Source organism: Roseovarius sp. CAU 1744 (genome assembly GCF_039839345.1).
Lineage (GTDB): Bacteria > Pseudomonadota > Alphaproteobacteria > Rhodobacterales > Rhodobacteraceae > Roseovarius.
Genome location: NZ_JBDOQV010000004.1, coordinates 282,087 through 308,463 on the forward strand (window position 1 = coordinate 282,087; position 26,377 = coordinate 308,463).

The 26,377-nt window shown below is 59.3% G+C and carries 24 protein-coding genes; 7 read left to right on the forward strand and 17 right to left on the reverse strand.

Features of this window, described 5'->3' with window-relative positions:
- Positions 1–81: 81 nt before the first annotated feature.
- The 9 genes from AAFO92_RS10120 to AAFO92_RS10160 form a co-directional block, all read right to left on the reverse strand.
- Positions 82–498: a ribbon-helix-helix protein, CopG family gene (locus AAFO92_RS10120; protein ID WP_347534637.1), complete on the reverse strand. Its 417-nt coding sequence runs from the start codon at positions 496–498 to the stop codon at positions 82–84.
- A 10-nt stretch (positions 499–508) separates the two neighbouring features.
- Entirely contained in the window at positions 509–2,497 is a 1,989-nt protein-coding gene (locus AAFO92_RS10125; RefSeq protein ID WP_347534639.1) for a conjugal transfer protein TraG, read from the reverse strand.
- A gap of 16 nt (positions 2,498–2,513) precedes the next feature.
- Positions 2,514–4,280 (reverse strand): DUF3363 domain-containing protein, encoded by a 1,767-nt coding sequence (locus AAFO92_RS10130; RefSeq protein ID WP_347534641.1) that lies wholly within the window; start codon positions 4,278–4,280, stop codon positions 2,514–2,516.
- A gap of 247 nt (positions 4,281–4,527) precedes the next feature.
- Positions 4,528–5,259 carry a transglycosylase SLT domain-containing protein gene (locus AAFO92_RS10135; protein WP_347534643.1) on the reverse strand — a complete coding sequence of 244 codons (732 nt, stop codon included), beginning with the start codon at positions 5,257–5,259 and terminating at the stop codon, positions 4,528–4,530.
- A gap of 3 nt (positions 5,260–5,262) precedes the next feature.
- The gene (locus tag AAFO92_RS10140; RefSeq protein ID WP_347534645.1) at positions 5,263–5,598 is read right to left on the reverse strand and encodes a DUF736 domain-containing protein; all 336 of its coding nucleotides are present in this window, start codon (positions 5,596–5,598) and stop codon (positions 5,263–5,265) included.
- Complete coding sequence (locus AAFO92_RS10145; protein ID WP_347534647.1) at positions 5,582–6,172, reverse strand: S26 family signal peptidase; 591 nt, start codon at positions 6,170–6,172, stop codon at positions 5,582–5,584. The genes AAFO92_RS10140 and AAFO92_RS10145 overlap by 17 nt, the downstream gene beginning before the upstream one ends.
- Positions 6,169–6,687, reverse strand: coding sequence for a DUF2840 domain-containing protein (locus tag AAFO92_RS10150; RefSeq protein WP_347534649.1), 519 nt, complete (start codon positions 6,685–6,687; stop codon positions 6,169–6,171). The genes AAFO92_RS10145 and AAFO92_RS10150 overlap by 4 nt, the downstream gene beginning before the upstream one ends.
- The gene (locus AAFO92_RS10155) at positions 6,684–7,772 is read right to left on the reverse strand and encodes a replication initiator protein A (RefSeq protein ID WP_347534651.1); all 1,089 of its coding nucleotides are present in this window, start codon (positions 7,770–7,772) and stop codon (positions 6,684–6,686) included. The genes AAFO92_RS10150 and AAFO92_RS10155 overlap by 4 nt, the downstream gene beginning before the upstream one ends.
- A 19-nt stretch (positions 7,773–7,791) precedes the next feature.
- The gene (locus tag AAFO92_RS10160; protein ID WP_347534653.1) at positions 7,792–8,076 is read right to left on the reverse strand and encodes a helix-turn-helix domain-containing protein; all 285 of its coding nucleotides are present in this window, start codon (positions 8,074–8,076) and stop codon (positions 7,792–7,794) included.
- Positions 8,077–8,527: 451 nt separating this feature from the next.
- On the opposite strand from AAFO92_RS10160, the gene AAFO92_RS10165 reads away from it, so the two are divergent.
- From AAFO92_RS10165 to AAFO92_RS10180, 4 genes are all read left to right on the forward strand, one after another.
- Positions 8,528–10,444 carry an AAA family ATPase gene (locus AAFO92_RS10165; RefSeq protein ID WP_347534655.1) on the forward strand — a complete coding sequence of 639 codons (1,917 nt, stop codon included), beginning with the start codon at positions 8,528–8,530 and terminating at the stop codon, positions 10,442–10,444.
- A 72-nt stretch (positions 10,445–10,516) separates the two neighbouring features.
- The gene (locus AAFO92_RS10170) at positions 10,517–12,856 is read left to right on the forward strand and encodes a hypothetical protein (protein WP_347534657.1); all 2,340 of its coding nucleotides are present in this window, start codon (positions 10,517–10,519) and stop codon (positions 12,854–12,856) included.
- Positions 12,853–14,034: a DNA repair exonuclease gene (locus AAFO92_RS10175; RefSeq protein ID WP_347534659.1), complete on the forward strand. Its 1,182-nt coding sequence runs from the start codon at positions 12,853–12,855 to the stop codon at positions 14,032–14,034. The genes AAFO92_RS10170 and AAFO92_RS10175 overlap by 4 nt, the downstream gene beginning before the upstream one ends.
- Positions 14,031–17,438, forward strand: coding sequence for an AAA family ATPase (locus tag AAFO92_RS10180; protein WP_347534661.1), 3,408 nt, complete (start codon positions 14,031–14,033; stop codon positions 17,436–17,438). The genes AAFO92_RS10175 and AAFO92_RS10180 overlap by 4 nt, the downstream gene beginning before the upstream one ends.
- Before the next feature lie 28 nt (positions 17,439–17,466).
- Here the strand turns inward: AAFO92_RS10180 and AAFO92_RS10185 are convergent, their stop codons facing one another.
- The 8 genes from AAFO92_RS10185 to AAFO92_RS10220 form a co-directional block, all read right to left on the reverse strand.
- Positions 17,467–17,733, reverse strand: a complete 267-nt coding sequence (locus AAFO92_RS10185) for a hypothetical protein (RefSeq protein WP_347534663.1) — start codon at positions 17,731–17,733, stop codon at positions 17,467–17,469.
- 196 nt (positions 17,734–17,929) lie between these two features.
- Positions 17,930–18,436 (reverse strand): DUF2285 domain-containing protein, encoded by a 507-nt coding sequence (locus AAFO92_RS10190; RefSeq protein ID WP_347534664.1) that lies wholly within the window; start codon positions 18,434–18,436, stop codon positions 17,930–17,932.
- Between the two features lie 366 nt (positions 18,437–18,802).
- On the reverse strand, positions 18,803–19,084 hold the full coding sequence (locus AAFO92_RS10195; RefSeq protein ID WP_347534666.1) for a DUF2285 domain-containing protein: 282 nt from the start codon (positions 19,082–19,084) through the stop codon (positions 18,803–18,805).
- Between the two features lie 88 nt (positions 19,085–19,172).
- Positions 19,173–19,421: a helix-turn-helix domain-containing protein gene (locus tag AAFO92_RS10200; RefSeq protein ID WP_290751594.1), complete on the reverse strand. Its 249-nt coding sequence runs from the start codon at positions 19,419–19,421 to the stop codon at positions 19,173–19,175.
- A 261-nt stretch (positions 19,422–19,682) separates the two neighbouring features.
- Entirely contained in the window at positions 19,683–20,084 is a 402-nt protein-coding gene (locus AAFO92_RS10205; RefSeq protein WP_347534668.1) for a single-stranded DNA-binding protein, read from the reverse strand.
- Between the two features lie 552 nt (positions 20,085–20,636).
- The gene (locus tag AAFO92_RS10210; protein WP_347534670.1) at positions 20,637–21,053 is read right to left on the reverse strand and encodes a hypothetical protein; all 417 of its coding nucleotides are present in this window, start codon (positions 21,051–21,053) and stop codon (positions 20,637–20,639) included.
- Positions 21,054–21,711: 658 nt separating this feature from the next.
- Positions 21,712–22,344: a tyrosine-type recombinase/integrase gene (locus tag AAFO92_RS10215; protein ID WP_347534672.1), complete on the reverse strand. Its 633-nt coding sequence runs from the start codon at positions 22,342–22,344 to the stop codon at positions 21,712–21,714.
- Between the two features lie 473 nt (positions 22,345–22,817).
- The gene (locus AAFO92_RS10220) at positions 22,818–23,273 is read right to left on the reverse strand and encodes a hypothetical protein (RefSeq protein ID WP_347534674.1); all 456 of its coding nucleotides are present in this window, start codon (positions 23,271–23,273) and stop codon (positions 22,818–22,820) included.
- Between the two features lie 39 nt (positions 23,274–23,312).
- Here AAFO92_RS10220 and AAFO92_RS10225 point away from each other — a divergent pair, with 39 nt between their 5' ends.
- The 3 genes from AAFO92_RS10225 to AAFO92_RS10235 all read left to right on the forward strand — a co-directional run bounded on the left by AAFO92_RS10225 (position 23,313) and on the right by AAFO92_RS10235 (position 26,364).
- The gene (locus AAFO92_RS10225; protein ID WP_347534676.1) at positions 23,313–23,543 is read left to right on the forward strand and encodes a hypothetical protein; all 231 of its coding nucleotides are present in this window, start codon (positions 23,313–23,315) and stop codon (positions 23,541–23,543) included.
- Positions 23,544–23,698: 155 nt separating this feature from the next.
- A complete protein-coding gene (locus AAFO92_RS10230) occupies positions 23,699–25,009 on the forward strand; it encodes a TolC family protein (protein WP_347534678.1) in 1,311 nt (436 codons plus the stop codon).
- A gap of 14 nt (positions 25,010–25,023) precedes the next feature.
- Positions 25,024–26,364 (forward strand): copper oxidase, encoded by a 1,341-nt coding sequence (locus AAFO92_RS10235; RefSeq protein ID WP_347534680.1) that lies wholly within the window; start codon positions 25,024–25,026, stop codon positions 26,362–26,364.
- Positions 26,365–26,377: the final 13 nt, after the last annotated feature.

Here is a 26,377-nt window from a genome sequence, read left to right on the forward strand (position 1 = left end):
GACTAGTCGGGGGACGGCACAATTGTTTGGAAGCAAAGTCTGAGCCCAAAAGTTTTCGATGTGGATACTGCCAACCGATCATCAGTTTCCGTTTGCCTTTGGGCTATCCCCAACCACCTCATCTGCAAACCACCGCCCCTTCTGCACCCGATTGCCCAGCGTCTCGACGAAGCCATCAAACCGCTCACGGCCTTTGGCCTGCGCTGCGGCCTGCGCCTCCGGCCCAATCGGCGGGGTGATGGTGAGCCAGAAGCGCACGAAGAGCGCGAGGGTCTCGGTCGTAATCCGCTGATCGCGTTCGAGGCGTGCGACCTGGCGCGAGAGGCGGTCGAGGCGGCGCGTCAGGGCAGCCTCCTGCATGTCGGCATGATCTGGCGATAGGAATGACTCCACGGCTGCCTCGACGACTGCCGAGCGGGTCACGCGTTTCCGGTCGGCGATGTCGTTGATCCGCCCGATGAGTTCGGCTGGTAGGGACAGGTTGAGACGGTCGCGCATGGGTCAGTCCTCAGAGATCAATGCCGTCATTGCGGTCCATCGAGGCTTGCCGGGCCACCTGCCCCATCTGCTTGCGCAGGGCTTGCCTTTGCCGCGCGGCATCCTCCGGTTCATCATCAAGCATCATCTCGAATTCTCGCGCCGGTTCTGCCGTCTTTTCCGGGGATGCGGCCACATGCTCAGCCAGGTCCGGCTCCCTGCGCAGACCAGCGTTCGCCTCATCTGCATTTGTCGACGGCGCCGACGCGCCCGTCGGTGTATCGGCTTCGATGGTCAGGAGAGATGACCATGGATCATCCTGAGTCATCGGCGTGCCTTGCTCCGGTTCTGGCGGCGCAACCACGCGATCCACAAACCGCGTGTCCTCGAAATACCGCGCCTTCTTCGCGCGGATCGGCGGGGAGCCTGCGACCATGACGATCTCGTCGTCGGGCGGCAGCTGCATGATCTCGCCCGGGGTCAGCAACTGGCGCGCGGTCTCGGAGCGCGAGACCATGAGGTGACCCAGCCAGGGCGCCAGCCGGTGCCCTGCGTAGTTGCGCATCGCCTTCATCTCGGTCGCCGTGCCAAGCGCATCGGACACGCGCTTGGCGGTGCGTTCATCATTGGTCGCAAAGCTCACCCGGACATGGCAATTGTCGAGGATCGCGTTGTTCTGGCCATAGGCCTTCTCGATCTGGTTGAGCGACTGCGCGATCAGGAAGCTCTTGATCCCGTAGCCGGCCATGAAGGCCAGCGCGCTTTCGAAGAAATCGAGCCGCCCGAGCGCCGGGAATTCATCCAGCATCATCAGCACGCGATGGCGGCGACGCGTGTCCTTCAGGTCCTCGGTCAGGCGGCGACCGATCTGGTTCAGGACCAATCGGATCAGCGGCTTGGTACGGGATATGTCCGAGGGCGGCACGACGAGGTAGAGAGTCGTAGGTTGGTCCGAGCCGATCAGGTCGTCGATCCGCCAGTCACAGCGCCGAGTCACATGGGCGACAACCGGATCGCGGTAGAGACCGAGGAAAGACATGGCTGTGGACAGAACGCCCGAGCGTTCATTGTCGGACTTGTTCAAGAGTTCCCGCGCCGTGGAGGCGATCACGGGATGCGGCCCCGCCTCGCCCAGGTGGCGCGCTGCCATCATGGCCTCGAGGGTTTGCTCGATAGGGCGGCGCGGGTCGGACAGGAAGGCCGCGACGCCCGCGAGGGTCTTGTCGCGTTCGGCGTAGAGCACATGAAGGATCGCGCCGACCAGCAGCGAGTGTGAGGTCTTTTCCCAATGGTTGCGTTTTTCGAGCGAGCCTTCGGGGTCGACCAGCACATCGGCCACGTTCTGGACGTCGCGGACCTCCCACTCACCGCGGCGGACCTCGAGTAACGGGTTGTAGGCGGCCGAGGTCATGCTGGTCGGATCGAAGCGCAGCACCCGGCCATGGCGCGCACGGAACCCGGCCGTCAAGTCCCAGTTCTCTCCCTTGATGTCGTGGACAATGGCGGAGCCCGGCCAAGTCAGCAGCGACGGGACCACGAGGCCTACGCCCTTGCCCGAACGGGTGGGCGCGAAGCAGAGCACATGCTCTGGCCCGTCATGGCGCAGGTAGTCCTGATCCAGCTTGCCAAGCACGACGCCGTCGGAACCGAGAAGCCCGGCAACCTCGACCTCGGCCCTGTTCGCCCAGCGGGCCGAGCCATAGGTGTCGACATCAGCGGCCTCGCGCGCCCGGATGACGGACATGGTGATGGCAACCGCGATGGAAATGAAGCCACCCGAAGCCGCGATCGCCCCGCCCTCCCAGAAGACCGTGCGTGCATAGGCGTCGTAGAAATACCACCACCAGAAGAAGGCGGGCGGCGGGTAGATCGGCATACCGAAGGCCTCGAACCACGGGCTGCCGAGCTGCGCCTGAAACCCCAGCCGCCAGGCGACCCATTGCGTCGCGCCCCAGGTCGTGGTGAGGACGATCAGGAAGACAGCGAGGATCTGGCCCCAGAGGATTTTCGTGGCAGTCATGTTCAGGGTCCTTTCGTCAGATGCCGAGCCCGCGCTTGCGCCCGAGACTCCAGTCGATGCCGCCGCCGCTGCGCGCGATCCCCGTGATGTGCTGGCCGAGGCGGGGCTCGATTTCGCGGGACCACGGAACGAGCTGGAAACTGCGTCCCCCGTCGGGTCTGATGCCCTCGATCATCGCGTAGCGGCCGGAGGACAGGCGCAGCTGTCTTGTGTAAGCGCCGGACACATGCTCTCCGGATTTCGCCGGGCGATGTGACTGGCCTGTCTCGGCCGCGAGCGTCTGGCCCACTACATCGAGCTCGTGACGCCGCAAGGTGTCGAGGAGGTTGCGCTGCAGGATGATCCGCTGTCCCTGCCTTTGCGCCAGTCCCTCGTCCGCCAGATGCCCGGCGCGGGCGTCGAGCGCCTCCCGCACCTCTGCCCCGAACCCGCCCATCGCAAGCGGCATGCGGGATCGTTCGACAAGTCGGTGATCGAGCCAAGTCGCGCCCGGCGCGGTGATCTGGCCTTGCAGATCGAGATCGGAGCGATTGGCCAGGACAAGCGTCGGCCGCGGATCGTCCGGACCTCCGAAGCGCCGCACCTCGACGATGCCGCCCGGCGCAGGCGCGTGGTCGAACGCGTCGAGGCCCCGAAACCGGACATGATGCGCGCGTCCGTCCGTGCCGTCGATCACGGCATAGGCTGAGCCGGCCTGCTCATCATGCAATCCGGTTGTGACCAGCCGCCCAATGATCGGGTCCCCTGCCCCGCCCCCGTCGATGGCAAAGTCGGAATAGCCGCGGTCCTGCCCGCGCTCAGCGAAGGCCCGGTGCATCGTCTTGATGATGTCGCCGCGCTCGCCCAGATCGCGGAGCGTGCGTTCTGCTTCGAGCCCCAGCATCCATTCGCCAGGGCGGCCTTCCGAGGCCAGGCCGAGTTTCCGAAGATGCTGAAGGCGGCCGATCATCAACCGGCGGATTTGCGGATCCTCGGGTCCAGGCGCGGTGGGGCGCAGATCGATGAGACCGAGATCGTCGGCATGACAGCATAGCTCCCGGTCAAGACGCGTCCAGCGCTCCGCCGTGACCTCCCGTTCGAGGGCATGCCGGATTTCGTGCTCCGGCTTGGGCCCGAGTTCCAGCGCGACCAGGTCCTCGGCGCGGGACCGCAGCCCGCTGCTGATGTAATCGCGCGCGATCACGAGATCGCCGCCACGATCATCCACGCCTCGGACGATCAGATGCACATGGGGGTTGTCCGTGTTCCAGTGATCCACGGCGACCCAATCCAGACGCGTTCCGAGATCGGCCTCCATCCGGCGCGCGAGATCGCGGGTGAAGCCGCGCAGGTCCTCCATCTCTGCAGCATCCTCGGGCGAGATGATGAAGCGGAAATGGTGGCGATCGTCTTCGCAACGCGATGCGAAGTCGGAACCGTCCAGACCGTCGGTTTCGGCATCGAAGAGCAGCCCTCTCTCCCCGTCCCGGCTGACCCCGTCGCGACGCAGGTAGGCGAGATGGGTCGAGAGCGGTGCCGCGCGATAGGCCCGGCCCTTGTGGCGCGCAATGCGCGCAGCCACCATGACCCGGCGCGATGACGAAAAAAGCCGCGATCTGCCAAATCGGCTTTGCCCGCGCCCGTAGTTCGAATGACTTCGCTGCTTGCCGCTTGGCCGCGTCGAAACGTGACCTGCTTTGTTGGCCGCCCTCAGCACCTGGTCGACGAAGGCTTTCGGACGCGGGGAACGCGTGCTGCGGGGCTTTCCGGGCCTGATGCGGAAGTCGTGCTCGGGTTCGGTCATGCGAAGACCCTCCCGTTGTTCGGAACGCCCCTGTGCATGCCGGAGCATTGAAATCGCGGGGAAAATCCCGGAAACCTGCACACGACCGACCGCCATGCACGCGAAAACGCCAGTCCTGTCAGGGACTTGCGGCATTCGTGGCATGCCCTTTTATCTTGCCCATCTCCCTTCCCGCCCGCTATCCGAGCACGCCCTGCCGCCGCCTCTACGACACGGCCCGCCAGAGCCCGAAAAATCGCGATCACCCTCATGGCCGTGCCTCCACGCCGGGCCGGCCAACGAAAATGCCGGGATTGGGGCCGACCGGACCCGTTTCGCGAGGCGGTCGATCTGCATCCGGGCTGCCGCCATTTTGTTGTGGATGCTCCGCCGATCTGTCGGTGAACAGCGCCGCCTCGCGCCAATCGGCGACGGTTGCGCCGTTCGGCAGCGGCGCCTTTCCGTCTAGGCGCGGGGCCAGCATCGCGACATAGGCGCGGGTTTCGGCAGGCAGTGGACGGCCATGGGAGAGGTACGCGTCGTACCGCCCCGGCCCGGCATTGTAGGCGGCGAGCATGCCGCCGACGGTGCCATAGCGATCGAGCATGGCGCGCAGATAGGCCGTGCCCGCGAGGATATTGTCGCGCGTATCGAAGGGATCGGCGCCGAGATCGTGGTCCTGCCGCAAGACGGCCCATGTTCCGGGCATGACCTGCATCAGCCCCATGGCCCCGGCCCGGCTGACGGTCCCTGGATCGCCCGCACTTTCGACCTGCATCACGGCACGGATCCAGTGCTCCGGGATCGCGAAGCGCGTAGAGGCTTCTGCAATTGCAGCCGCATTGGGATCGCGGTTGACGGTCGGGGCTTCGGCAAGTGCGGGAGCAATGACAGGCCCCGTCACGGCAAGGCCGGAAAGAAGAAAGACAGCCCAGATTTGTACGATGCGAGTCCGCTCGACCGTGATCCGGCCGCTGCGTTTGAGGAAGATTAGCGACATCGCTCACGCCGTCCCGTTGCGCTTTGGCGGACGACTCCATTGCAGGGTCCAGACCGAGCTCTCACCACTGCGAAAGAGGTTGGCGCGGATCGGTTGCGCCAGCATCGGATCGTCGATCAGCACCGAGAAATATTCCCCAGCTTTTTCCCCGGTGCGCACCCATGCCGCCCCGATTTCGCGGGCGAGGTCCCCATCGCCATGGAAGAGGCGGTAGTCCGGGCCGTTCTCGGCCTCCGTCGCCTCGGCCCTGGTCAGCGACACCTCGAGGTCGAGCGTCAGTGTTCGGACGTAGCCGGCAAAGTCGGATTTCGTGCGGGTGAATTCACCGATCTGGGGCATGGCGCGCCTCCTTTCTGTTGTTGTGCGGTGTGGGATCCGGATGCGCCGACCCTGCGATGGCACCGTCGGAAACGATCCAAAGCGGCGTCAGCCGGGCGGTGATCGCGGATCGCGGCAAAGGCCCGAAATACCGCCCGTCGAGGCTGTCGGGCGCATCCGGGTTCATGAGAAAGACTTCCCCGGCGGCGAGCCGATGGCAGCCCTGCCAGATGGGCAAATCGCGACCGTTGCGGTCCTGCGCATGGGCGTGGCCAAGAAGGCGGTGATCGACGGTAATCCCGTCGCCGGACCGGCAGACTAACGCTCCTTCGAGCGCAGCGACATGCTTGAGCAGCGGCACGCCGCGCGGCAGGTAACCGCGCGCATCGAGAAAATCCGAGAGCGCCGCGGGCGGCTGAACGGCGACCAGATCACCGATGGCCAAGTGATCAACAGGCTGGAGGCGATAAAGCCCGACCGGGACACTTGCACTGGCATTCCACAGCAGTCGGGGCGACCACGCCGCGACGGCGGGAAGGACGGTCAGGGTGACCGACAGAGCTGTCGCCCATATGAGGATGTGCCGCGCTTTCATAGCCCGAGGCTCCGCCGCTTGAGCCAGGCCCGATGCTGTCGACGCGTATAGGAATGGGCCGGCTGCGCAGTGGCCAGGCGATTGTGCAGGTGCCGCCAGTAGTCCGGGGAGGCATCCGCCGGATCGATGTCGAGCGCCTCGATGGCGTCAACGGCCTGCAACACACGCTCGACCTTTGGCCAGCCATGGGTGGAAAGCAGCAAGTTCCCTCCGGGCCGCAGATAAGGCAGCGTTTGCATCGGGGTTCCGGGCCTTGCAGCCCGCAGGATGTCGAAGCGCGACAACACTGTGCCATAAGTGTTTGCCGCCCAGCGATTGACTCCGAAGATGGCATCCGGCGCGAAGGCGAAGCGGCGGCGGTGAGGACCAACGAGTTCTCCGCAGACCAGATGGCCGAACCGGATCCACTGTTCGATCTGACCCTCTTTCCAGGTCAGCTCGACGAAGGTCAGGTCGCCTTCGCTACCGATGTTCTGTGCACCAACCTGGCGCGGTTCGGAGAGGATCGGGCTCATGACTTCGCCCCCCTCGGCACGCCGAGAGGCCGCTCAGGCACGTCCCCGAATGGGCCGATTTTGAGGGGCTGAAAGCTTGCGCCCGCGGGCTTGCCCCCAGCGAGCGGCGCGCAACAAGAGTTAGATTCTTTGTTAGACTCAAAGTTACGGGCACGAATTCTGCCGGTACTTGAAGAGGATGCGCCCGGTTCGGGTTCCCGATAGCACGAGGGTCCGGTTCCTGATGGCACGATACCGGGGGTTCCCGATAGCACGAGCCCATCCACAGCTTGTCCACAAGGCTCGAAGGCGAGCAGTCGCCGCCCCCGCGCCTCGATCTCGAGCGTCAGGCGATAGCCCGGCAGGGCCTGGCGCCGGATGATCTGCCGCAGTTCAAACGCGAACCGTTTGAAGGGTGACAGGCTGCCGGATTTGAGGTGCAAGTGCCGGAATTCGAACCGCCACCCTGCCCTTTGGCGGCCACCATGCTTGCGCACGAGGCGATAGAGCCAGCGGTCGAGGCCACTCGTCAGGTCGAAATAGGCGCGGTCGATGGTCAGGATCAGCGCGTCATCGAGGACGGCCCGGTAGAACCAGTCCGGCACGATCAGCTCAATCCCGTCGGGGCGGCCGCTGACATCGGTCCGCTCCGTCCACTCGTTGATCCAGGAGAAACGGTGGCGACGTCCTTCGGAAGGCTGGCGGATCGAGGTGCAGACCGTCGTCGACTGCAGCCGGTCCAGCGCGGCCTTCAACCGGTGATAATCCCGGGCGGAAGTGCCCCGCCCGATGAAGGTGAGGATCTGGTACGGCGTCGCCGCCATGAGCCGCGACGTGCGCAGCCCGGAGTCGCGCGCCTCAACGATCTGGCTCGCCGCCCAGATCAGGATATCGGCGTCCCAGATTGTGGCCATGCCATGGTCGGCCACCGCCTCGACACGGATTTCTATGCCGCCCGCCGCAAATTCGATCGGCCGAGTGCGATGGCTCTTGGAGAGGGAAAAGAACGGATAGGACATGAGATCCTGCGCGTCACGCACGGCGAACTCGCCCGGGAGGGCATGGAACAGATCGAGTTGGCCGCGTTCTGATGCGTTGCGGGACATGGGAAGTGCCTCGACCGGATCAGCGGAAGGCCCGGCCCGCAGGCGGGGTCGCGGTCAGGACATGGCGCTTGGCGGGCAGCACGCGGCCACCGCGCGGATCGGACGTCGAGGTCACGGCACCGCGCTGGACCCAGGTTTCGAGATCCTCAATCGAATAGACGACCCGCCCACCCAGCTTGTGATAGGCCGGACCGGTGCCGTAAGTGCGGTGCTTTTCGAGGGTGCGCGCAGACAAGCTCAGAAACTGCGCGGCCTCCTTGGTGCGCAGATAGCGCGGCGGCAGGGGAGCATGATCGGGTCGCATGGAAAACCTCCGTGGGGTCCGTGAGGCCGCCGGACATGGGCGGCTGATTGGGGCCACGATGGCGAAGTGCGTGCGGTGGGATGGAGTGCGAAGTTCGAGGTACGAAAATCGCACACCACAGAGTGTGGTTTGGCAATAAACGATGTGATGACGCGTCGATGTTGACGAGCTTTTCAAACGGCGGAACTTATGCCGACCTTCCTCAAGTTCTTCTGCGTCGAGCCTGCAAGTTTGAAACAGCTGATCCGGATCGTAGGGTAGCGGCCGTTCGCTGTTGTCACTGCCGTCATCTTGCGATTGGTATCAGTTCATTAGAGCCGAAAGGAAGCTGGACGCGATAGACAGACATCCGGTAGCCATACAACCTGTGGGTTGCTAGTATCTTTTGGAGGCTCACGCAAAAGAGACCTGGATGAGCATCAAAACGTTACATTTTATGAGCAGTTGAAAAATGAAAATCCAAAAACTTGCTGTAAGAAACTTTCGATCCATAAAATTTCAAGAAATAGATTTCCAAAACTACAATACATTCGTTGGCCCAAATAGCTCAGGGAAATCTACTTTTCTCCATGCGTTGAATGTGTTTTTCGGTGAAATACGGAGCTTCACTGAGGACGATTTTTGGAACCGAGATACCACGAACTCCATCGAGATAGCGGTCACCTTCTCGGATTTTTCGGACGTCGCCACAGACGTATTCAAGCATTACATCCGACACGGAAAAATGACTGTTACAGTCGAAATCGCTCAACGCGGAGATAACGACTTCCAGCTAACGATGATGGGAGAGCGCTTTGTCAATCCGGATTTTGCAAGGTTCTTCGATTTGCCAAAGTCTCCGGTCAGCGAACGCAAGGCTGTTTATGAGTCCCTGCGTGAGAGTTACGAGGACCTTCCCAGTGAGAGTTCGGGCACCGCGATGGAGGCTGCGCTAAGAGAATTTGAAGAGGCCATGCCAGAAACTGACAAGACCGTCTTAAGGAGCGCCGATGAGTTTTTCGGCGCAAGCAAGGGAGTGGATAAATTTAGACAGTTCTTGACCTGGGTCTATGTTCCGGCGGTCAAAGATGCCTCAGCCGAGTCCGAAGAGGGAAAAAACACCCACTTAGGCAGGCTCATACAACACACTGTTCGCTCTTCGATGAGCTATGAAGAAGAACTAGAAAGCATCAGAACAGATGCCAGAAGGCGATACGAAGATCTGCTTAAGGATCAACAGCATCACCTGGGAGAATTGGAAACGAGGCTTCACAAGCGGTTGCAGGAAAGTGTTACCTCGGACGCCGGCATTACGCTGAAATGGCGTTCCGACGAAAAGTCCGTCGCCGTCAATGAGCCGAGCGCCGCTGTCCAGTTACGGGACAAAGGATTCACGGGGGATGTTGGTAAATTCGGACACGGCCTTCAACGAGCTTTTTTGCTTGTCATACTGCAGGAGCTATTGCGAGCAGGAACCGAAGAAGCGCCAACGCTTATCCTTGGGTGTGAGGAACCAGAGCTATATCAACATCCGCCTCAGGCGCGGCATTTGGCATCTGTGTTGTCAGAACTCTCCAAGGGTGAAACGCAGATCATACTGACAACCCACAGTCCATATTTCGTAGATATCGCTTCGCTAACGGGTTTGCGGAAAACGTTTAATCGACAAGGATTTACTGAAACGAATGGTGGCAGCATCGAGGAAATCACGGAAGCCTACAATGCCTATTTCGATGATGCGGAACGAAAAATAGAAGCACTGAGGGCGAAACTTTGCATCCAGATGCAACCCAAGACAAATGAGATTTTTTTCTCGGACTACGTTGTACTCGTGGAAGGCATATCAGATCAAGCCTGCCTTTATTCGTATCTCTCGCTCTCTGACAAGATGAAAACATTTCAAAAGCGAGGATGCAACATTGTCGAGGCCGGCGGAAAAAGCCCGCTTATTATGTTGCAGTTATTGGCGCGACAATTTGCTATTCCGTATTATCTAGTCTTCGATTGCGATGGACAAGAACAGGACGCTGGACGGCGAGCTCGTCATGCAAAAGATAACCTTACAGCCTTCGCGCTTGTAGGACACCAAACCAGCGAAGCATTCCCCCAAGAAGATATCTGTAACGAACGCCTCACAGCATGGAAGACGAACATCGAAGACGCGATGGACGAAGACCTTGGTGAGTTGCGGGACCAGTGTCTTGAAGTTGGGAGACGTGCTGCGGGTCACCTCAAAGACTGCCGAAAGAATCCCATTTTCATTGCGGCGATGATGCAGGAGGCATGGGACAAGGGGTGCAGGTTCGTTCGGCTAGGCATGATGGTCGATAAGATCATAGATGGAAGTCTTCTCGAAGCGGTCTCGAGTTTACCAACGGAGAAGCGGTAGTTTGGTGAAACATGTTTCAATTATTGCTCACGTCTTGTGTTTGCTCGTCCAAATGCAAATGAGATCCCCGATATGAAGGCCGTTAAACGATCACCAAAACCCAAAATCCATCAAGCCCAGGGACCTTTTGCTGACCTCGCACTACACACGATCGGTTGGAAAGCGTTCCAGGATATGGCCGCACAGATTTGCGAAGAACGTTTGAAAACAAGGGTCACGATCCATCATGAAGCCAAAGACGGCGGTCAGGACGCAGTCTTTCTTATCCCCGGTTCGCAGGAAGGATCACCGCCCGCTGGTACCGTTCAGGTCAAGTTTTCGTCTGATCCGAGCGGTAGCCTCACATTGTCTGACCTGACACCCGAGCTTGAAAAGTTGCAGGAGCTTGTCGCTGCCGATGAGGCGGATAGCTATATTTTTGTGACCAACATGTCGGTGTCAGCTCCAAATGCGAAACGGATTAAGGACAAGCTCAGGGAGTGCGGTGTCAAAAAACCTGAAGTCTGGGGGAAGCAGCAAGTAACTTTGACCATCAGAGAAAGCTCCAAGCTTCGCGCTCTCGTTCCGCAGGTTTACGGGCTAGGTGATTTGAGCACTATTCTGGATATCCGAGCGATTGAGCAAACCAAGGCAATCCTTAAAACTTGGCTACCAAAGCTCAGAGCCTATGTCGCGACAACTTCCCACGATCGCGCAGTTCGGGTCTTGGACAAACACGGTATGGTTCTGTTGCTCGGCAACCCAGCAAGCGGGAAATCCACCATCGGCGCGATACTTTCTACGATGGCGGTCGAAGACGAAGAGCATTCGGTCATCCAGATTTCATCGCCAGAAGAGTTCGTAGAGCATTGGAACCCGGATAACAAAAACCGTTTTTTCTGGGTAGATGATGCATTTGGCTCCAATGTCGTCGACACCGACCTTGTTCAGGGTTGGGCCAAGGCATTTCCAAAGGTGGCTGCAGCGGTCAATGGTGGGAATCGCTTCTTGTTCACTTCTCGCAATTACATCTATCGAAGCGCCCTTTCGAGGCTCGGAACACGGAACCTGCCTGTCTTCAAATCGGAAGACGCCGTTGTCAATGTCGGCGAACTATCAAGCGATGAAAAGCGCCAGATCCTCTATAATCACGTAAAATATGGAGCACAGGATGAGTCTTGGAAGGTAAAGGCGAAACAATATCTCGATGCTGTTGCAGAGGTGGATGGCTTTTTGCCAGGGATCTCTGAGCGACTTGGCAACCCGGATTTCACTAAGAAGCTACAGCTGACTGAAGACGCACTTTGCAATTTCATGGCACATCCACAGGAGCATCTGATCGAAGTGATCAATGAGCTTGAGCCAGAGCAGTTTGCAGCACTGGCCTTGATCTACGTTCATCGCGGTTGGATGGACTTAAACGAACTCGATCACGATGCTGTGTCGGCAGTCGAGGAAATGACTGGGCACAACGCAACGGCGATTCTAGCACGGTTACAGGAGCTTGCGGGGTCCTTTACAAAAGAAGTTTCGGAAGCCTCAGATCAGGTTTGGGGATTTGATCATCCGACGATCTCAGACGCGATTACAGCTATCATGGACTCGCAGCCCCAGATGACAACCGCAGTAGTTCGCGGAGGGCCAATTGAAAAGATCATGGGACAGTTCGTCTGCGAGCATGGCCCAGCAACTGCAAATGCGGCCAAGATACCAGCCTCATTGAATGAACTCTTAAACAGCAGACTGAAGGAGGTGCCAAACAATTGGCGCGTCAATGGCATTCTCTTTGATTTTTTGTCATCCCGCGCAAGCGACGATGTTGTTAAATACCAATTCAAAAACCAAGATAACCTGATGGCTCGCATACTTCTCAATTCGAGCAGGGCGAGCTACAGCGCCAAAATTCGTGCGGCCGCGCGCGCGTATTCTCTCGGAGCTTTGAGCGAATTCGACCGCTCTGAGGTTTCCGACGAGCTCATTGAAGGTGCCGTGGAGAAGCTGGACCTTTCTTGGTTCGAGGAAGACAGTCTCTTGGCGCTTGTCGAACCCCGTGCGCTCCTTTCCCTAGGAGTTGCCCTGTCATCCAAAGTCTCAAATGGCTTCGATGAATTACTTGAAGACAAACGCAGCGATATCGACTTGGATGCAGATATCGAAGATCAGTACGACATCATTTCCTCAGGTCTGGAAACACTCAAAAATCTTCTTTCAGAAAGCGATGCCTTAGACGCGGAGAGTATTCTTGAGCCAGCGAGTGATCAGCTTCGAGAAGAGATCAATGAAGTGCTTCAAGAACAGGAAGAACACCGCGCCGATCAAGAGGACGATGGAGATTGGGATGTTTTCTCGCCCAGTAAGCCGACGCCGGTACCGCGTGATGAGAAACGGAGAAACAGTTTGAGGTCGATCTTTGTGGATGTAGACAGAGTATGATGCGCCTACTGGTTTCAGCCGACACTCACCTTGGATCACCCATCAGATCCGTGGCGCTGCGCAATCCTGACCTTGGGGATCGCTTAAAGCAGGCAAGCCGCGACACCTTTGTCGAGATTGTCGATCTCGCGATATCGGAACAGGTCGATGCGTTGGTGTTGGCCGGCGACATCTTTGACAGTGGTTACCCAGACCTGAAATCCCGGGCCTTCCTAGTTGCCCAGTTGGCGCGCGCTTCAGAAGCGAGTGTGCCCACTGTGCTGATCAGGGGAAACCACGATGCGCTGTTAGATCACAAAGCGCATGGAGACTTGGGGCCCAACATCCACCTGCTGCACAAAGGCGCACCCACGGTCGAAATCGGCGATACAGCGTTCCATGGTCTGTCATTCGATGCGGCGCATGTGGCGAAGAGCTTCCTGCCCGAGTATCCGCAGCCGGTGCCGGACAAGCGCAACGTCGGGCTGATGCATACATCGCTCGACGGCGCACCGGGTCATGATCCTTATGCTCCTTGCTCCGAACGCGATCTGATGGCGCATGGCTTCGACCTCTGGTGTCTCGGGCACATTCATGCACCATTTGAGCGGCTCGACGGACCGGTCTTGGCGATCATGCCCGGTATTCCGCAGCCGCGTCACTTTGGTGAGCGCAAGGGTGGCAGCGTCACCTTGGTGTCCTTGGGCGATGGCAGCCCGGAAGTCGAACGCCGCGCCATTGGCCGCCTCGGCTTCTCCGAATGTTCGTTGGACTTGAGCGCCTGTTCTGATCAACAGGAGGTTCTGCGAAACCTGCGCGACACATTTTTGGCCGTGCAAGTGCCGGGCCGCGACATGGCGGTGCGCCTTTACGCGACCTCGGATCGACACGGCGCGGACCTTGTGACGGAACTGGCGACAGAAGTGCTGGACAGCATTGACGGCGTGTTCCTCGATAAGGTCAAATCCGCCCCGTTGCCCAGCCAACCTGGTACTGAGACTGACGATCTGGTGCGTCTCATGCGGGATGAATTGGTCGAAGAAGGCTTTCGACAGGCCGCCCTGCAAGAGCTCGAAGAACTGCGTCTCGCCATGCCGTCCGAAATTATGGACGAGTTGGATGAAGACAGTCTGGATGCGCTTCTTGAGGAAGCGATTGCCGAGGTCTCACTGACATTGCACGCGGGGGCCTCGAAATGAGGCTGAACCGGTTGGACCTGATCCGCTATGGGCGTTTTAAAGACGCCGACATTACTTTCCCAAAACCAACCGAGGGCGTGCCCGACGTGACGGTGATCTTTGGCCGGAATGAAGCTGGCAAATCCACCGCTTTCAACGGATTTCTGGAGTTGCTCTTCGGTTTCAAGAGTGGTGCGCATCCCTATGCCTTCCGGTTTGATCGAAGTGATCTTGTGGTGGGGACTGAGCTTGATTTGCCTGGGCGTGGGCCCGTGGTCTTGCGCCGCAACAGCAAGAGGACCCAATCGCTCTTGGACGCGAATGACCGCCCAATTAACGAGGCGATCCTATCAGGTGCCTTGCACGGCCTGACGCGAGATACCTATGAGGAACGGTTCTCACTCAACGAGAAGGGTTTACGCGAAGGCGGCGAACGGATTGCCGGAGCGCAGGGGGACCTTGGCCAACTTCTGCATGCGGGTCTCTCCGGGCTGACAGGCATGGCTCAAACGCTGGACTCGTTGGCAGAGCGGGCCGACCGATTCTATAAGAAACGTGGCCGGGGCACAGCGTTGAAGACCGGCAGCGATCGCCTGAAGGAGATTGGCCGCGAATTGCGAGCTGATCGTTTGACGACTGATCGAGAGCGCGCCCTTCGTCATGATCGCGACCGGACATCAGCCGAGTTCGAAACTGCCGATGCCGAGCTCAAATTGGCTAATCAAAGACAAGCTGCGTCGAAAGCTGCGGCGGTCTGGTACGACCGGACCGAGAAGATAACGCAACTGACAGAGGCCTTGGCCAATTTCCCGGACGGCCCTAACCTCCTTCACGATGCGGCAGAGCGTGTTGCAGGCCTTGTCGAAAAACTCGCAGCTCGGGTAATCCGGATCAAGGAGGCAGAGGAAGAGATCGCCAAACAAGATCAGATTATCGCAGACCATCCGGCCGACACACTGGCCCAGCCTTTGGCGGCAGAGTTGGAGCGGCTTGATCAACTGTCCATCGATGGAGCGCCGATGATGGGGCGGGCCAGCACCGCGCATGCTGATCTGGACCGTCGCCGCGAAGAGCGGGAGAAACTCGGAAAAAAGATCTCTGAAGCTCTGGGGCTTCTCCAGGTGCCAGATGCGCTGGCATCCACAATTGCATTGGAGCAAAGCGATCTTGAGGGGCTCGAGACTGCGGTGCAGGACTGCTTGACCTCGAGTCTTTCAGCCGACGCCGCACGGAAGGCCGTCGAAGCAGCTCGCGCCCAACAAGGCGAAGCGCCCACCGAACCGCAAGATCTGACTGCGCTGCGTGCCGCCTTCGATAAGTGGAAGACTGTGGCGGATGTCTCCGCCGCCGAGGCAAGCCAAAACCAAGCTTTGGCGCGCCTGACGAAAGTTATCGCTGACCTGCCAAGTACTTGGAAAGACCGTGTTGAGGCAGGCTTGCCTGCGCCGGAAACGCTCGGTGAAGTCAGTCGCGAATGGGCGACTCTGACCGCAGATCTTGCATCGGCTCGTGCAGATCTTGACGCCCGCGCAGCAGAAGTGGCCGAGGCGCGAGCAGATCTCTCCATGCAGGAGGACGCACCCGATACCGTTGATATCGTAAAGACCGAAGAGACCCGGCGTCAGCGTGACATCATATGGCAGCAGCATCGGGGCAAACTTACGATCGAGACAGCCGATCACTTCGAAGCGGCAATGTACGCTGATGACGGCGCCCGTGCACATTATCTGACCGGGGCCGAGGCCCGGCAGCGGCTGATGGCAGCACAAGTGCAAGTGCGGAGCGCCGAAGCCCGGCATGAAACCGCAAAGACCCGTCACGACGATTTGATTGCGCAGCGTGACCGCCTGACGGAGCGCTGTTCCGGATTGGCACATGCACTGGGACTGGAGGACGGCGCGCATCCCTCCGCCTTCAGCGCGCGCCAACAGGCTCTGAGAACAGCGGCAGACGCTGCTGCCGATCTGTCCAATGCTGAAAAGGCGCTGCACGATCGTCTTCCCTATCGGGACGCGGCTCGCAATGCGTTGGCTGATGCAGCGCGACCCCTCGGGCTTGGATCTGCAAAGGGCGATCTGCCCAATGAGGTACAACGCGCATTGACGCTGGAAGAGGGCGATCGCAAGGCGTGGGCCAAATGGCAGGATGGCAAGAAGACCATCGCCGAATTGGACAAGAGCGCGGAGCAATGTCTCAGCGACTTCGAAAAGGCGCAGGAAAAGCTCGACCAGTTAACGGCGTCGCTGCCTTTACCGGATCGTTCGATCCAAGCAATCCGTTCGGCCTTGCCGCAGCTGCGCAGCTTACATCGGCTCCATAGCGATCATCAAAGGCTCTCGGATCGGATCGAGGCCTTGGAGCAGGCGATTGCCGCGCTTGCAGATGGCGCGCAGCGTTTGGCTCAAATCATGGATGGTCCCGAGGACGAAACAAATATCGACCCTATCCTAATTATCGACCGTGCACGTTCGCGCGTATCGCTGGCAACGCGGGCAGACGAAAAACGTGCCGAGGCCACCTCGAGAAGGGACGAAACCGAAAAGTTGAAACGCCGCACAGAGACCGAGCGTCGGGATGCCAACGATGAATTGGACGCTTGTTTCGAGGGGCAAGGCGGGCAAGACCTCGCACCGCGCGAGCGTATCGCAAAGCTGGTTGAACGTGATCGTCTGCGAACGGAAAGAGCAACAACGGACCATGATCGTCAGAAGGCCCGTGTTGGCGTCGAAGATGTCCTCTTTGTCGAGGAACTGGCCCAGATGCCTGACGCCACGCGCGCGCCCGAGCTGGAACAAGCGCTGCAAGACGCACAGCTCGCCCGCGACACCGCCCGCGACGCACAAATCGAGGCTCATCGTTTGTACCGTGAAGCCTTTGAGGCCGCCGACCGCAGCGATCTCGCGACAGAACAGGCAACATTGCTCGAAGAATTGCGGAGTGGCGCACGTCAGGCTGCGGTGGCTCGGCTCGGAGTGCTGGCGGCACGCGGGGCGTTGCGTCGGCTAGCGGCAGAGCGGCGCAGCAGCATGTTGCGTGACGTCGAAGAGGCCTTTGTGGCTATGACTGCCCCCGCCTGGACAGGAGTCGATGTCTGGACCCAGGCCGAAGGCGAAAAGCTCGTCGGTATCCGGCCTGACGGTGGCACCGTTCCTGTGGAACAGATGTCAACGGGTACGATGGGTCAATTGTACTTTGCGCTGCGCCTTGCTGGATATCGAAGCTTTGCGCGCGAACCCGGGCCGCTGCCGATGATCCTGGATGACATCATGGAAACCTTCGACGATACGCGCGCCCGGGCGGCGCTGAAGCTTTGCGCGGAGATCGGCGGGAACGGACAGGCAATTCTCTTCACTCATCACGCCCATCTGGTCGAATTGGCAAGAGACAGCATCAAGGGGGTGGCTGTTGTGAACATGCCGGACTGACGACCGTCAATGCGCCGGTCAGGCGCCCTTACCGGCGAAACGGAATGACGTTTTCATCACCCCTGACGAATGCAACCGGGCCTTCCTTCTGGATGGTTGCCAGCGCTTCCTCGAATGCAGCCCTGTCATCGTCGAACAGATCGTCCCAAACGATGGAGGTGCCGTCCTCGGTCACCACTTCGAGCGACCAGCCTTCGCCGCCTTCCAGCTTGTAAATGTCCACCTTGAAGGGGACGTTTTCGACAACGACACGTTGTGAAGCGCTCGAGATGACCAGATTGGGTTCGGGTTCCATTGGCAGACCTCGCCTTGTTTTTAGCATTCTAGACGCTTGGGTGATCGTTGCCAACACCGCCGATGTGTACGGTGCCCTATTGCCAGCGTGCGCTAAAGAGAGAAGTGGCATCAGCGCCGGTTTCCGAAAAGCGGTTGCAAGACGTTTCGGCTTGGCGCTGAGGGAAACCACGGACCCAAAGAGTCCTGGTCCGGAGTCATCGACGCACGCTCCTCGAACGCAGCAGCGCACGATACCCACCATCTACCATCTTTCGCGCGTCGCGCAGCAAGGCCATGACCGCGAAGCGCTCTGGCGCACTTTGCCACTCGTCCCGGCTGACCTGGGATAACCGAAAGACCACTTCGGCTATCTCGCGCTGCGACGCTCCGGCCATGCGGCCGTCATATGCCCGCAACATGCGCCTGGCGCGCTGTCGCTTCTGGCGGGTGAGGCGTTTGTCGGTAGGAATCGCTCTCCCGTGCAGCTGTGCGAGCAACCTGTAGATGGCATCGAGACGGGCGAAACCATCCAGATCGAGCGGCACGATCGCCACCAGCGGATTGGTGTCAGGGTCTGATTGCAGAATCTGGAGACGGCGTTGTTCACCGGCATCAAGAAGATGGTGGAGGCCGTCATCGGCGTGTCTGGTTATCCCTTCAGGCAGGATCGTCGGTTCGGCGGTGCGGTTCAGGACCTCCGGAACCTTCTGCAGCACGACCACCGAGGGATCGATCTGGGGATCCCAGAGCGCGCAAGCCTTTGGAGCTGGAAGCTTGGGATCGGCCGCGAAATCGTAACCCCCATTTGTCGAGGAGCGCTTGCTTCAGAGACGCGTCGTCCGGTGCGGCCTTGGAGAGGGTCGCGTAGTCTCTTGCGTAGTGCTTGTTTCGGCGTAGCCATTCCCATGCCAGATCAGATGCGCCAAGGCGCTGGACGTAGTCGTAATCGGCCGTGGAACGCCAGCCAGACTGATCCGACGGCATGACAAATCCCGTTCGCCAACATCTCTGAAACGCCCAGAACTATACACGCATTGATTGATTTTCAGGAGTCTGGGCCAGCCGGTATCGGCGAGTTTCGGCGTGACTCAGCCGGTCGGGCCGCCACCACCGCTCTTGAGCAGTTCACGATAGCCGTGTTCGGTCATCCAGCGCGCTCGGGCAAGGTGACTATCATAGACGCTTCTGCAGCGCTCGGGCTCTGCCTTGGGATCGAGGCCAAAGAGGATTTCGACCACCTCCCGCCAGTCGGCGCCTTCCTCAGCAGCGTCGAAAATTCGGAGGTATAGGACCATATGTGATCGGTCATACTCCGTCAGCGTGTCGCTGTCCGGTGGCGCATCCAGAAATATTGTCTCGCCCTGTGCCATGTTCCTACAGGATCGCAGAAACGACCCCCCTCCCGAAGTTGCCTTTTCGTACAGGCGAGCGACCGAAACCCACGTCAACCGGATACGATCACTTGGCCTTTTCCGCCTTGGTCACATCGATCAAGACGCCTTCACCCTTGTCCGAACGCAGAAAGGTGATGCCTGCATCCTCAAACACCCGGCGCACCTGATCCTCGGTCGACTCGTAGACACGAAGATCCTTCTCGGACTCGAGCCTTTTCAGTGCGGTCAGTGATACCAGGGCCTTATCGGCTAGCTCCTGCTGCGTCCATCCCAGCAATGCGCGCGCGGCCCGTGATTGTCGGGCGGTGATCATGATGATCACCTCCCACCCGGCCATTCACACATGCCAGAACTACGGCTATTTTAGTCGTATTTCCGGAGGCTTGCCAGTGATCATCGCGGTCAGCGGGTGTATCGGGCACTGGATCGCGTGGGAGCCGACCGAGGCGCGACTCACTGCCTATCCGGCCGCTGCGCGCGGCGGGATGTCGCCGAATGATACGAATTGTGAACGGTGTCGGACAGTTCCGGCGAAGAGGCCCGGCAGCTCGCGCCGCCGGGCTTCGATGCCGTGTCAGGACTGATCATCCTCATCGTCGATGAAGGAGGGATCCTCGTCCTCGGCCTGCTTGGCCTTGGTCAGGAAGTCGACCGTCTCGGCGATGATCTCGCAGCCGTAGCGGTCGACGCCCGCGGCGTCGGTCCACTTGGTGTAGTGGATGCGGCCGCGGACTAGGAGCTTCATCCCCTTCTCGCAATACTGCTGGACCGTCTTGCCGAGGCCGTTGAAGCAGGTGATGCGGTGCCATTCGGTGTCCTGGACGCGGTAGCCGTTCTCGTCGCGGACGACCCGGCCTTCGGAATAGCGCGGGCGGGAGGTGGCAAGGGTGAAGGAGGTGATCGTGGTGCCGCCATGGGTGGTGCGGGTTTCGGGGGTCTGGCCGATGTTGCCGGCGAGGATGACGATGTTCTGCATGGGTTATCTCCGTTGCTTCATCCGGAGGGACCGTCCCTCCGATGAGGCCCGTCAAAGCCCGCTGGACGTGGCCTGCACGGACGCTCCGGCGTCCGCTTGACCCCCAAGGCGGGACGTGGCGCGGGCAGGCGTGGCACACGCCAACACGGGTCCCGCCGCGCGGGGTTGCTGGCCTCGGACGGACGGGCTTAGGGGATCAATCAGGAGGAGGGACAGGTCCTCTCGGGGGAGCGTCAACGGGGACGCAGTGCCGAACCATCATCCTCGCGAAGGGCACCTTGGCCCCCAGATCACACGCCTATCGACAATCTGCCTCACGCACCCACTATCGCTTGCCGCAGCTGCGCCGTGTCCGATGGCCAGAAACCGCTGGCAGAACAGAGCACGTCAGGCGCCGTTCACCACACTCACAGGTATCGGTTCGGTTGGTCCATGGTCATGCGAGAAGAGAGGGATGGTTCGGGTTTTGGCCTGCGATCACCCAAGGACCGTCGCAGTGCAGATTTCCACCGCGCCTGCGATCAACTGACGAGGGACGACGGCAACCAAGGGCTAAGGGTCGAGAAGCCCCTCGCCCAAGGCATTGAGGTTGATCATCGCCGCAACGGCAACGACCGCGCCGCAGCCACCGCAGATCAGCGTCAGCATCACACCCGGGTCGAGCGCATGTTTCGCGACGCCATGGGCCAGCGCGTAACCCGCCACGGCAGCGGGCACCGCAAAGAGACCGAGAGCCCCGAGGCGAAGGAAGGGGTTCCTGGCAAAGCTGAGAATGGCAATGACGAGCGCGACGGAGAGCGCCGCCCCCGCCAGTCCAGCGAGGAAGGAAAGGCCGAAACCCGCGCCGCCATCATGTACCTGCAGGAATGCGGCAGTCCCGGCCATGACCGGCAGCGCGAAGACCGCGAAGCGAAAGGCCAGAACACCAAGAGCGATGGACAAAGAAATGGCAAGAAGAACAAGCGACATGGACGCCTCCATGGGTCGGTGACTGTGGGGTTCACGACAGGCTGCCCGAATGTGCGCACCGCCTGCGACTATGCTGCTTCGCCGGTTCTGCTGTTTGGATTATGCCCCAATTCCATGTGCTGCCCAAGCCGAGCATCACACAGAAGCGGACCTTCGCGCATGATCCAGCCAAGGACGGCACTGCGGACACAACCGCCTTGCTCACATGCAGCTATTGCTGACGCAGCATCCATTCGCATACGCAGCACGCTAATCGCTGCATTCCGGTTAAATTCGCCAAACCAGACATTGAAAGTCAAGTCACGCAGAGGCCCGGCTTTCAATCCATTGGTCCGCTGGAACTTCGATCGACAAAAGAGACTCGGACAATCCGCACCTGTGCTGGTGCAATTATTGCTCGCGAAGAAAACGCCTGCAGCCACAAACGCGGATTTTGGGCGACGCAGCGGATGCACCAAACCAGCCGTTCACCAGAGCTAATCTTACGGGATTTCAAACCGGCGTACGCCGCGAGCGCTTTCGACAACCATCAGATGGGAGAGAGCGCCAATTCGTTATGTTTTGCGCTTGGAATCGACTTTGGTGGCGCGCGATTGCTGCGAACAGCGCAAGGGGTGGTTCCAATTGGCGAACGGCATGTGCCGCCCGCCAACATGGTTCAGATATCGATCTGTTCCGCTATACTCAGTGCATCTTCCAACTCAACGCCGAGGTAGCGCACGGTGCTATCAACCTTCGTGTGTCCTAGCAGGAGTTGAACTGCCCTGAGATTTGCAGTCTTTCGGTAGATCTCTGCCGCTTTTGTTCGACGAAGCGAATGGGTGCCGTATCCGCTTGGTTCCAGTCCAATCGCCGTCACCCATTCACGCACGAGCCGACCATATTGGCGCGTTGAGATATGGGCTCGGTCATGGAAACGGCTGGGAAACATGAAACGACAACCGATCATCTCCGGCGACTTGATCCACGCTAAAATGGTATCGCGGGTGTTTTCGGAGAGTTCGAACTGAACGGGACGCCTAGTTTTGCTCTGGATAACCGAAACCCGTTCACGAACACGATCAACTTTGATCAGATCGTTTACAGCGAGTTTTACCAGATCGCATCCACGCAGTTTGCTGTCGATGGCAACGTTGAACAGTGCCAGGTCGCGCAAATTACCTGCGAGTTCTAGACGTGCGCGGATCGCCCAGACCTGCTTCGGAAGCAGCGGTTTTTTCTGACCGACGATCCGCCCCTTGTTCCAAGCTCTGCGTTTCGGAGTGACTGCGGGAAGTTGGACTCTTGGCATGATAGGCCCTCCAATCCTCCCCCCATGCCCAAACATCAGCACCGCGCTGACAACCGAAGCTTAATGGATGAATAGCCGTTGTCGGTCGGACAGGACTACACTCACCGCTGGGGGAGCATCGGGCAGGTTTGAGCCCAACGCGGATATGAAGAATTTTATCTAGGCCCGCTCGCAGAAATTTTCATAATGCACACTGGCGAATTCTCGCGCTGCGACGCAATGAGAAGAATGGCCGTTCGATCAAATGCTGCAAACCATTGTACGGCAATGCTTAGGTCACGGGACAATCTTGCCCTCTGCTCACATTTTCCTGAAAGAAATTTCACCTGCCATTTTCACTTGAGGTCATCACATTTGACGACGGGCAACGATCCTGGGGCCTCCGAACTAGGTCGTCCCAAAGGATCGCAAGTTTTCGTGAAGATTGCACTGAAATCATCAACACTATTGTCGTGCGCGAATGCACAAGCTATCTAAGGCGCATGAATGTTTTGCGACATCTCACTACATGCCTTGCCCTTGCGCTGATATTTGCACTCAGCACGAATGGTTTGGCATTGGCTGCGAACAACGTCGCACATCAGACACATTGCATCGATGCTTTCAGTGAGACTGCGCAGGAACCGGTGATTGACGAGGCGCACGGCCATGGTCACATGAACACCAACCAAGATCACGAGCATGAGGGCTTGGTCGCCAAACATACAATGCCCGATCATGACCACGAAACTTGTTTGATGCATGCTTGTCCCGCGCTCTCTTTCGAGGCTGCAAAGCTTCACGCTCTGGCTGAACTGCTGCTCATGAAAGTAAGTTGGCCCGAACAGCCGCTTCACGCGCTTGAACGCCCTGAAGGTCTGAAACGTCCCCCAAAAACCTGATCTCGCCCGCATTCCGGGCTTTGTTTGATCCCTCCGGCGTGTGCTCACGGCCGGAGTTCGTCTGAACAATGAGATCAGGAAACTCTCATGAAACTACCATTTATTTTGGGCATTCCAATCGCCCTGACGGCCTGTACGGCTGCACCTGAACTGGTGCCAGAAGAAACATTGGCGCCAGCCGCGAACACACAAGACCAGATACGCCACGTTCATGGACCGGCTGTGTTGTCCGGCTATACGTCGCGGGCCGTAAAAGGCCCAGAAGACTGGCGCAAGTTGAATGAACAGCAATCTCCAGCAAAACAGGGGGAGAGCTGATGCGTGCCAAATCCAAAATATGTCTTACGCTGTCGGCAGCACTCGTATTGTCCGCCTGCGCAACACCAGAAGAAAAAGCTCGATATGCAGACCCCAGAGCCGGCTTTGGCTCAGTCAGCGGGTCTGCGAAAAGCATACTAAGAAAAGAAACCGTAATGTTGATGTCTGCCCAGGACATCGAAGCCAACGCGAAACGCGTTCATGGCCTGGTGCACAAAAAAACGATCAGTGCCGATACGGCAGTCCAGGTGGCTCTGCTCAACAACCGCGGCCTACAAGCGAGCTACGCCGAGCTGGGTGTGTCATCGGCCGACGTCTGGCAAAGCATCATGCAACCCAACCCCGTCGTTTCGTTTGGGGTGCTTGGGATCAACGCAGACGGGCTGGGAGCGTATCGCGCCATCGAAGGCATGATCGCCTTCAACCTTCTGTCGGTGTTTACGCAGCCGGATCGGACAAAACTTGCCGAGCTTCGTTTCACCCAGGCGCAACTCAGGGCCGTCGAAGATACCCTGCGCGTCGCGGTTGACACTAGACGCGCGTGGATCGAAGCCGTTTCGGGATTCGAACAGGCGGGGCTTATCCGCGATGCGCAGAGCACCGCCGATGCGGGCTCGGAACTGGCGGCCCGACTTGGTGATACCGGGTTTCTGAACAAGGCCGAACAGGCGCGGGAGCACGCTTTCTTTGCGGAGTTGTCCGGTCAACGCGCGAAGGCGCGGCTTGAAGCGCAAATGGCGAAAGAGGCCTTGACGCGACAGCTTGGGCTTTGGGGGACAGAGGTGGATTACTTCGTCCCAAACAACCTACCACGACTGCCTGGACGAGCCCGCGCACGCTCGGGGATCGAAGCTGAAGCCCTGTCGGGCCGCGTGGATCTGGCGATTGCTAAACTTGAATTGCAAGCCAATGCGCAGGCGCGCGGTATGGAAAATGCCACGCGGTTTGTTACCGACCTCGAGCTCATTGCCGGGTTCGAAAAGGAGCGCGAACTAGAGGATGGCGTACGGGAAACAGAGACCACGCCGCAGATCGAACTGGAGTTTGCTATCCCGATCTTTGACAGCGGCAAAGCACGCCTGAAACGGGCCGAGGCGCAATACTTGATAGCTGCGCATCAGCTTGCCGAGCGGGCGGTCAACGTCCGGTCTGAAGCGCGCTCAGCCTATGCAGCTTATTCCGGCACTTACAAGATCGCGCGCCACTATCGCGATGCTGTTTTGCCATTGCGCAGGACGATCGAAGAGGAAGCCCTGCTTAGCTATAACGGCATGATCACCAACACATTCGAACTTTTGGCCGACACACGTGGACGGCTGAACGCAAATCTCATGGAGGCTGAAGCGCGCCGGGAATTCTGGCTCGCGGATGCCAACATGATGGCCGCCATTTACGGCGGCGGCGCTGCCTCGGGCGCTGCGGGCGGGGGCGCTGAAGTCGCCGCCGGTGGCGACGCAGGACATTGAAAAGGAGAAGATCGATGATGAACAGACGTCAACTACTGAGCGCGGGTGCCGGTCTTCTGGCAACCGGCGCGGCCGCGAAAGCGCAGAACATGGGCCTGCCTGAGGCCCCTGTCATGGAATCGGCGGCCACCCAGATCACGCCAAGGCCCTCAACGGGGCCTGACTACAATCCGGTGGTGACCCTGAATGGCTGGACACTGCCTTATCGGATGAATGGCAATGTCAAAGAGTTCCACCTGGTGGCGGAGCCGGTCGAGCGCGAAATGGCCGAGGACATGACGGCCCATCTTTGGGGCTATAACGGTCAGTCCACGGGTCCCACGATCGAGGCGGTCGAGGGGGATCGCGTCCGCATCTATGTCACTAACAAACTGCCCGAACACACATCGGTGCATTGGCACGGGATGATCCTGCCGTCAGGCATGGATGGCGTCGGTGGACTGTCGCACAAGGCGATCCCTCCGGGGAAAACGTATGTCTACGAGTTCGACCTGATCAAGTCGGGGACCTTCATGTATCACCCGCATGCCGACGAAATGGTACAGATGGCGATGGGAATGATGGGCATGTTCATTGTCCACCCGAAGGATTCGACATTCATGCCAGTGGATCGCGACTTCTGCATCATGCTGAACGCCTTCGACATCGTTCCGGGCAGCTACAAGCCGCGCGTGATGACGATGACTGACTTCAACCTCTGGACTTGGAACAGCCGGATTTTCCCCGACATCGACCCGCTGGTTGTGCGTCAGGGTGACCGGGTCCGAGTGCGTGTTGGCAATCTCACAATGACAAACCACCCGATCCACATGCATGGTTATGACTTCGAAGTCACCTGCACCGACGGCGGTTGGGTACGCGAAGAGGCGCGCTGGCCTGAGGTCAGCATCGACATTCCCGTGGGCGCGATGCGTGCTTACGAATTCGATGCGATCTATCCTGGCGACTGGGCCATCCACTGTCACAAATCGCACCACACCATGAACGCAATGGGCCATGATGTGCCAACTTTCATCGGCGTCGATAAAAGTCGCCTCACAGGCATGATCCGCGAACACCAGCCGGAATATATGCCGATGGGCATGGCTGGCATGGCAGATATGGGTGAAATGGCCATGGAAATCCCCGACAACACCGTGCCGATGATGACCGGTTGGGGTCCACACGGGCCTATCGAGATGGGTGGCATGTTCTCGGTCGTGAAGGTGCGGGACGATGTCGAACCCGGCGATTACGCGGATCCGGGCTGGTACGAAAACCCGCCTGGCACCGAGGCCTATGAGTGGACCGGCGAATTGCCCGAATTCAGCTCGAACAACAGCGCCAAGACCATCCTGACCAAACGCAAGAGCTGAACGCTCGACTGAA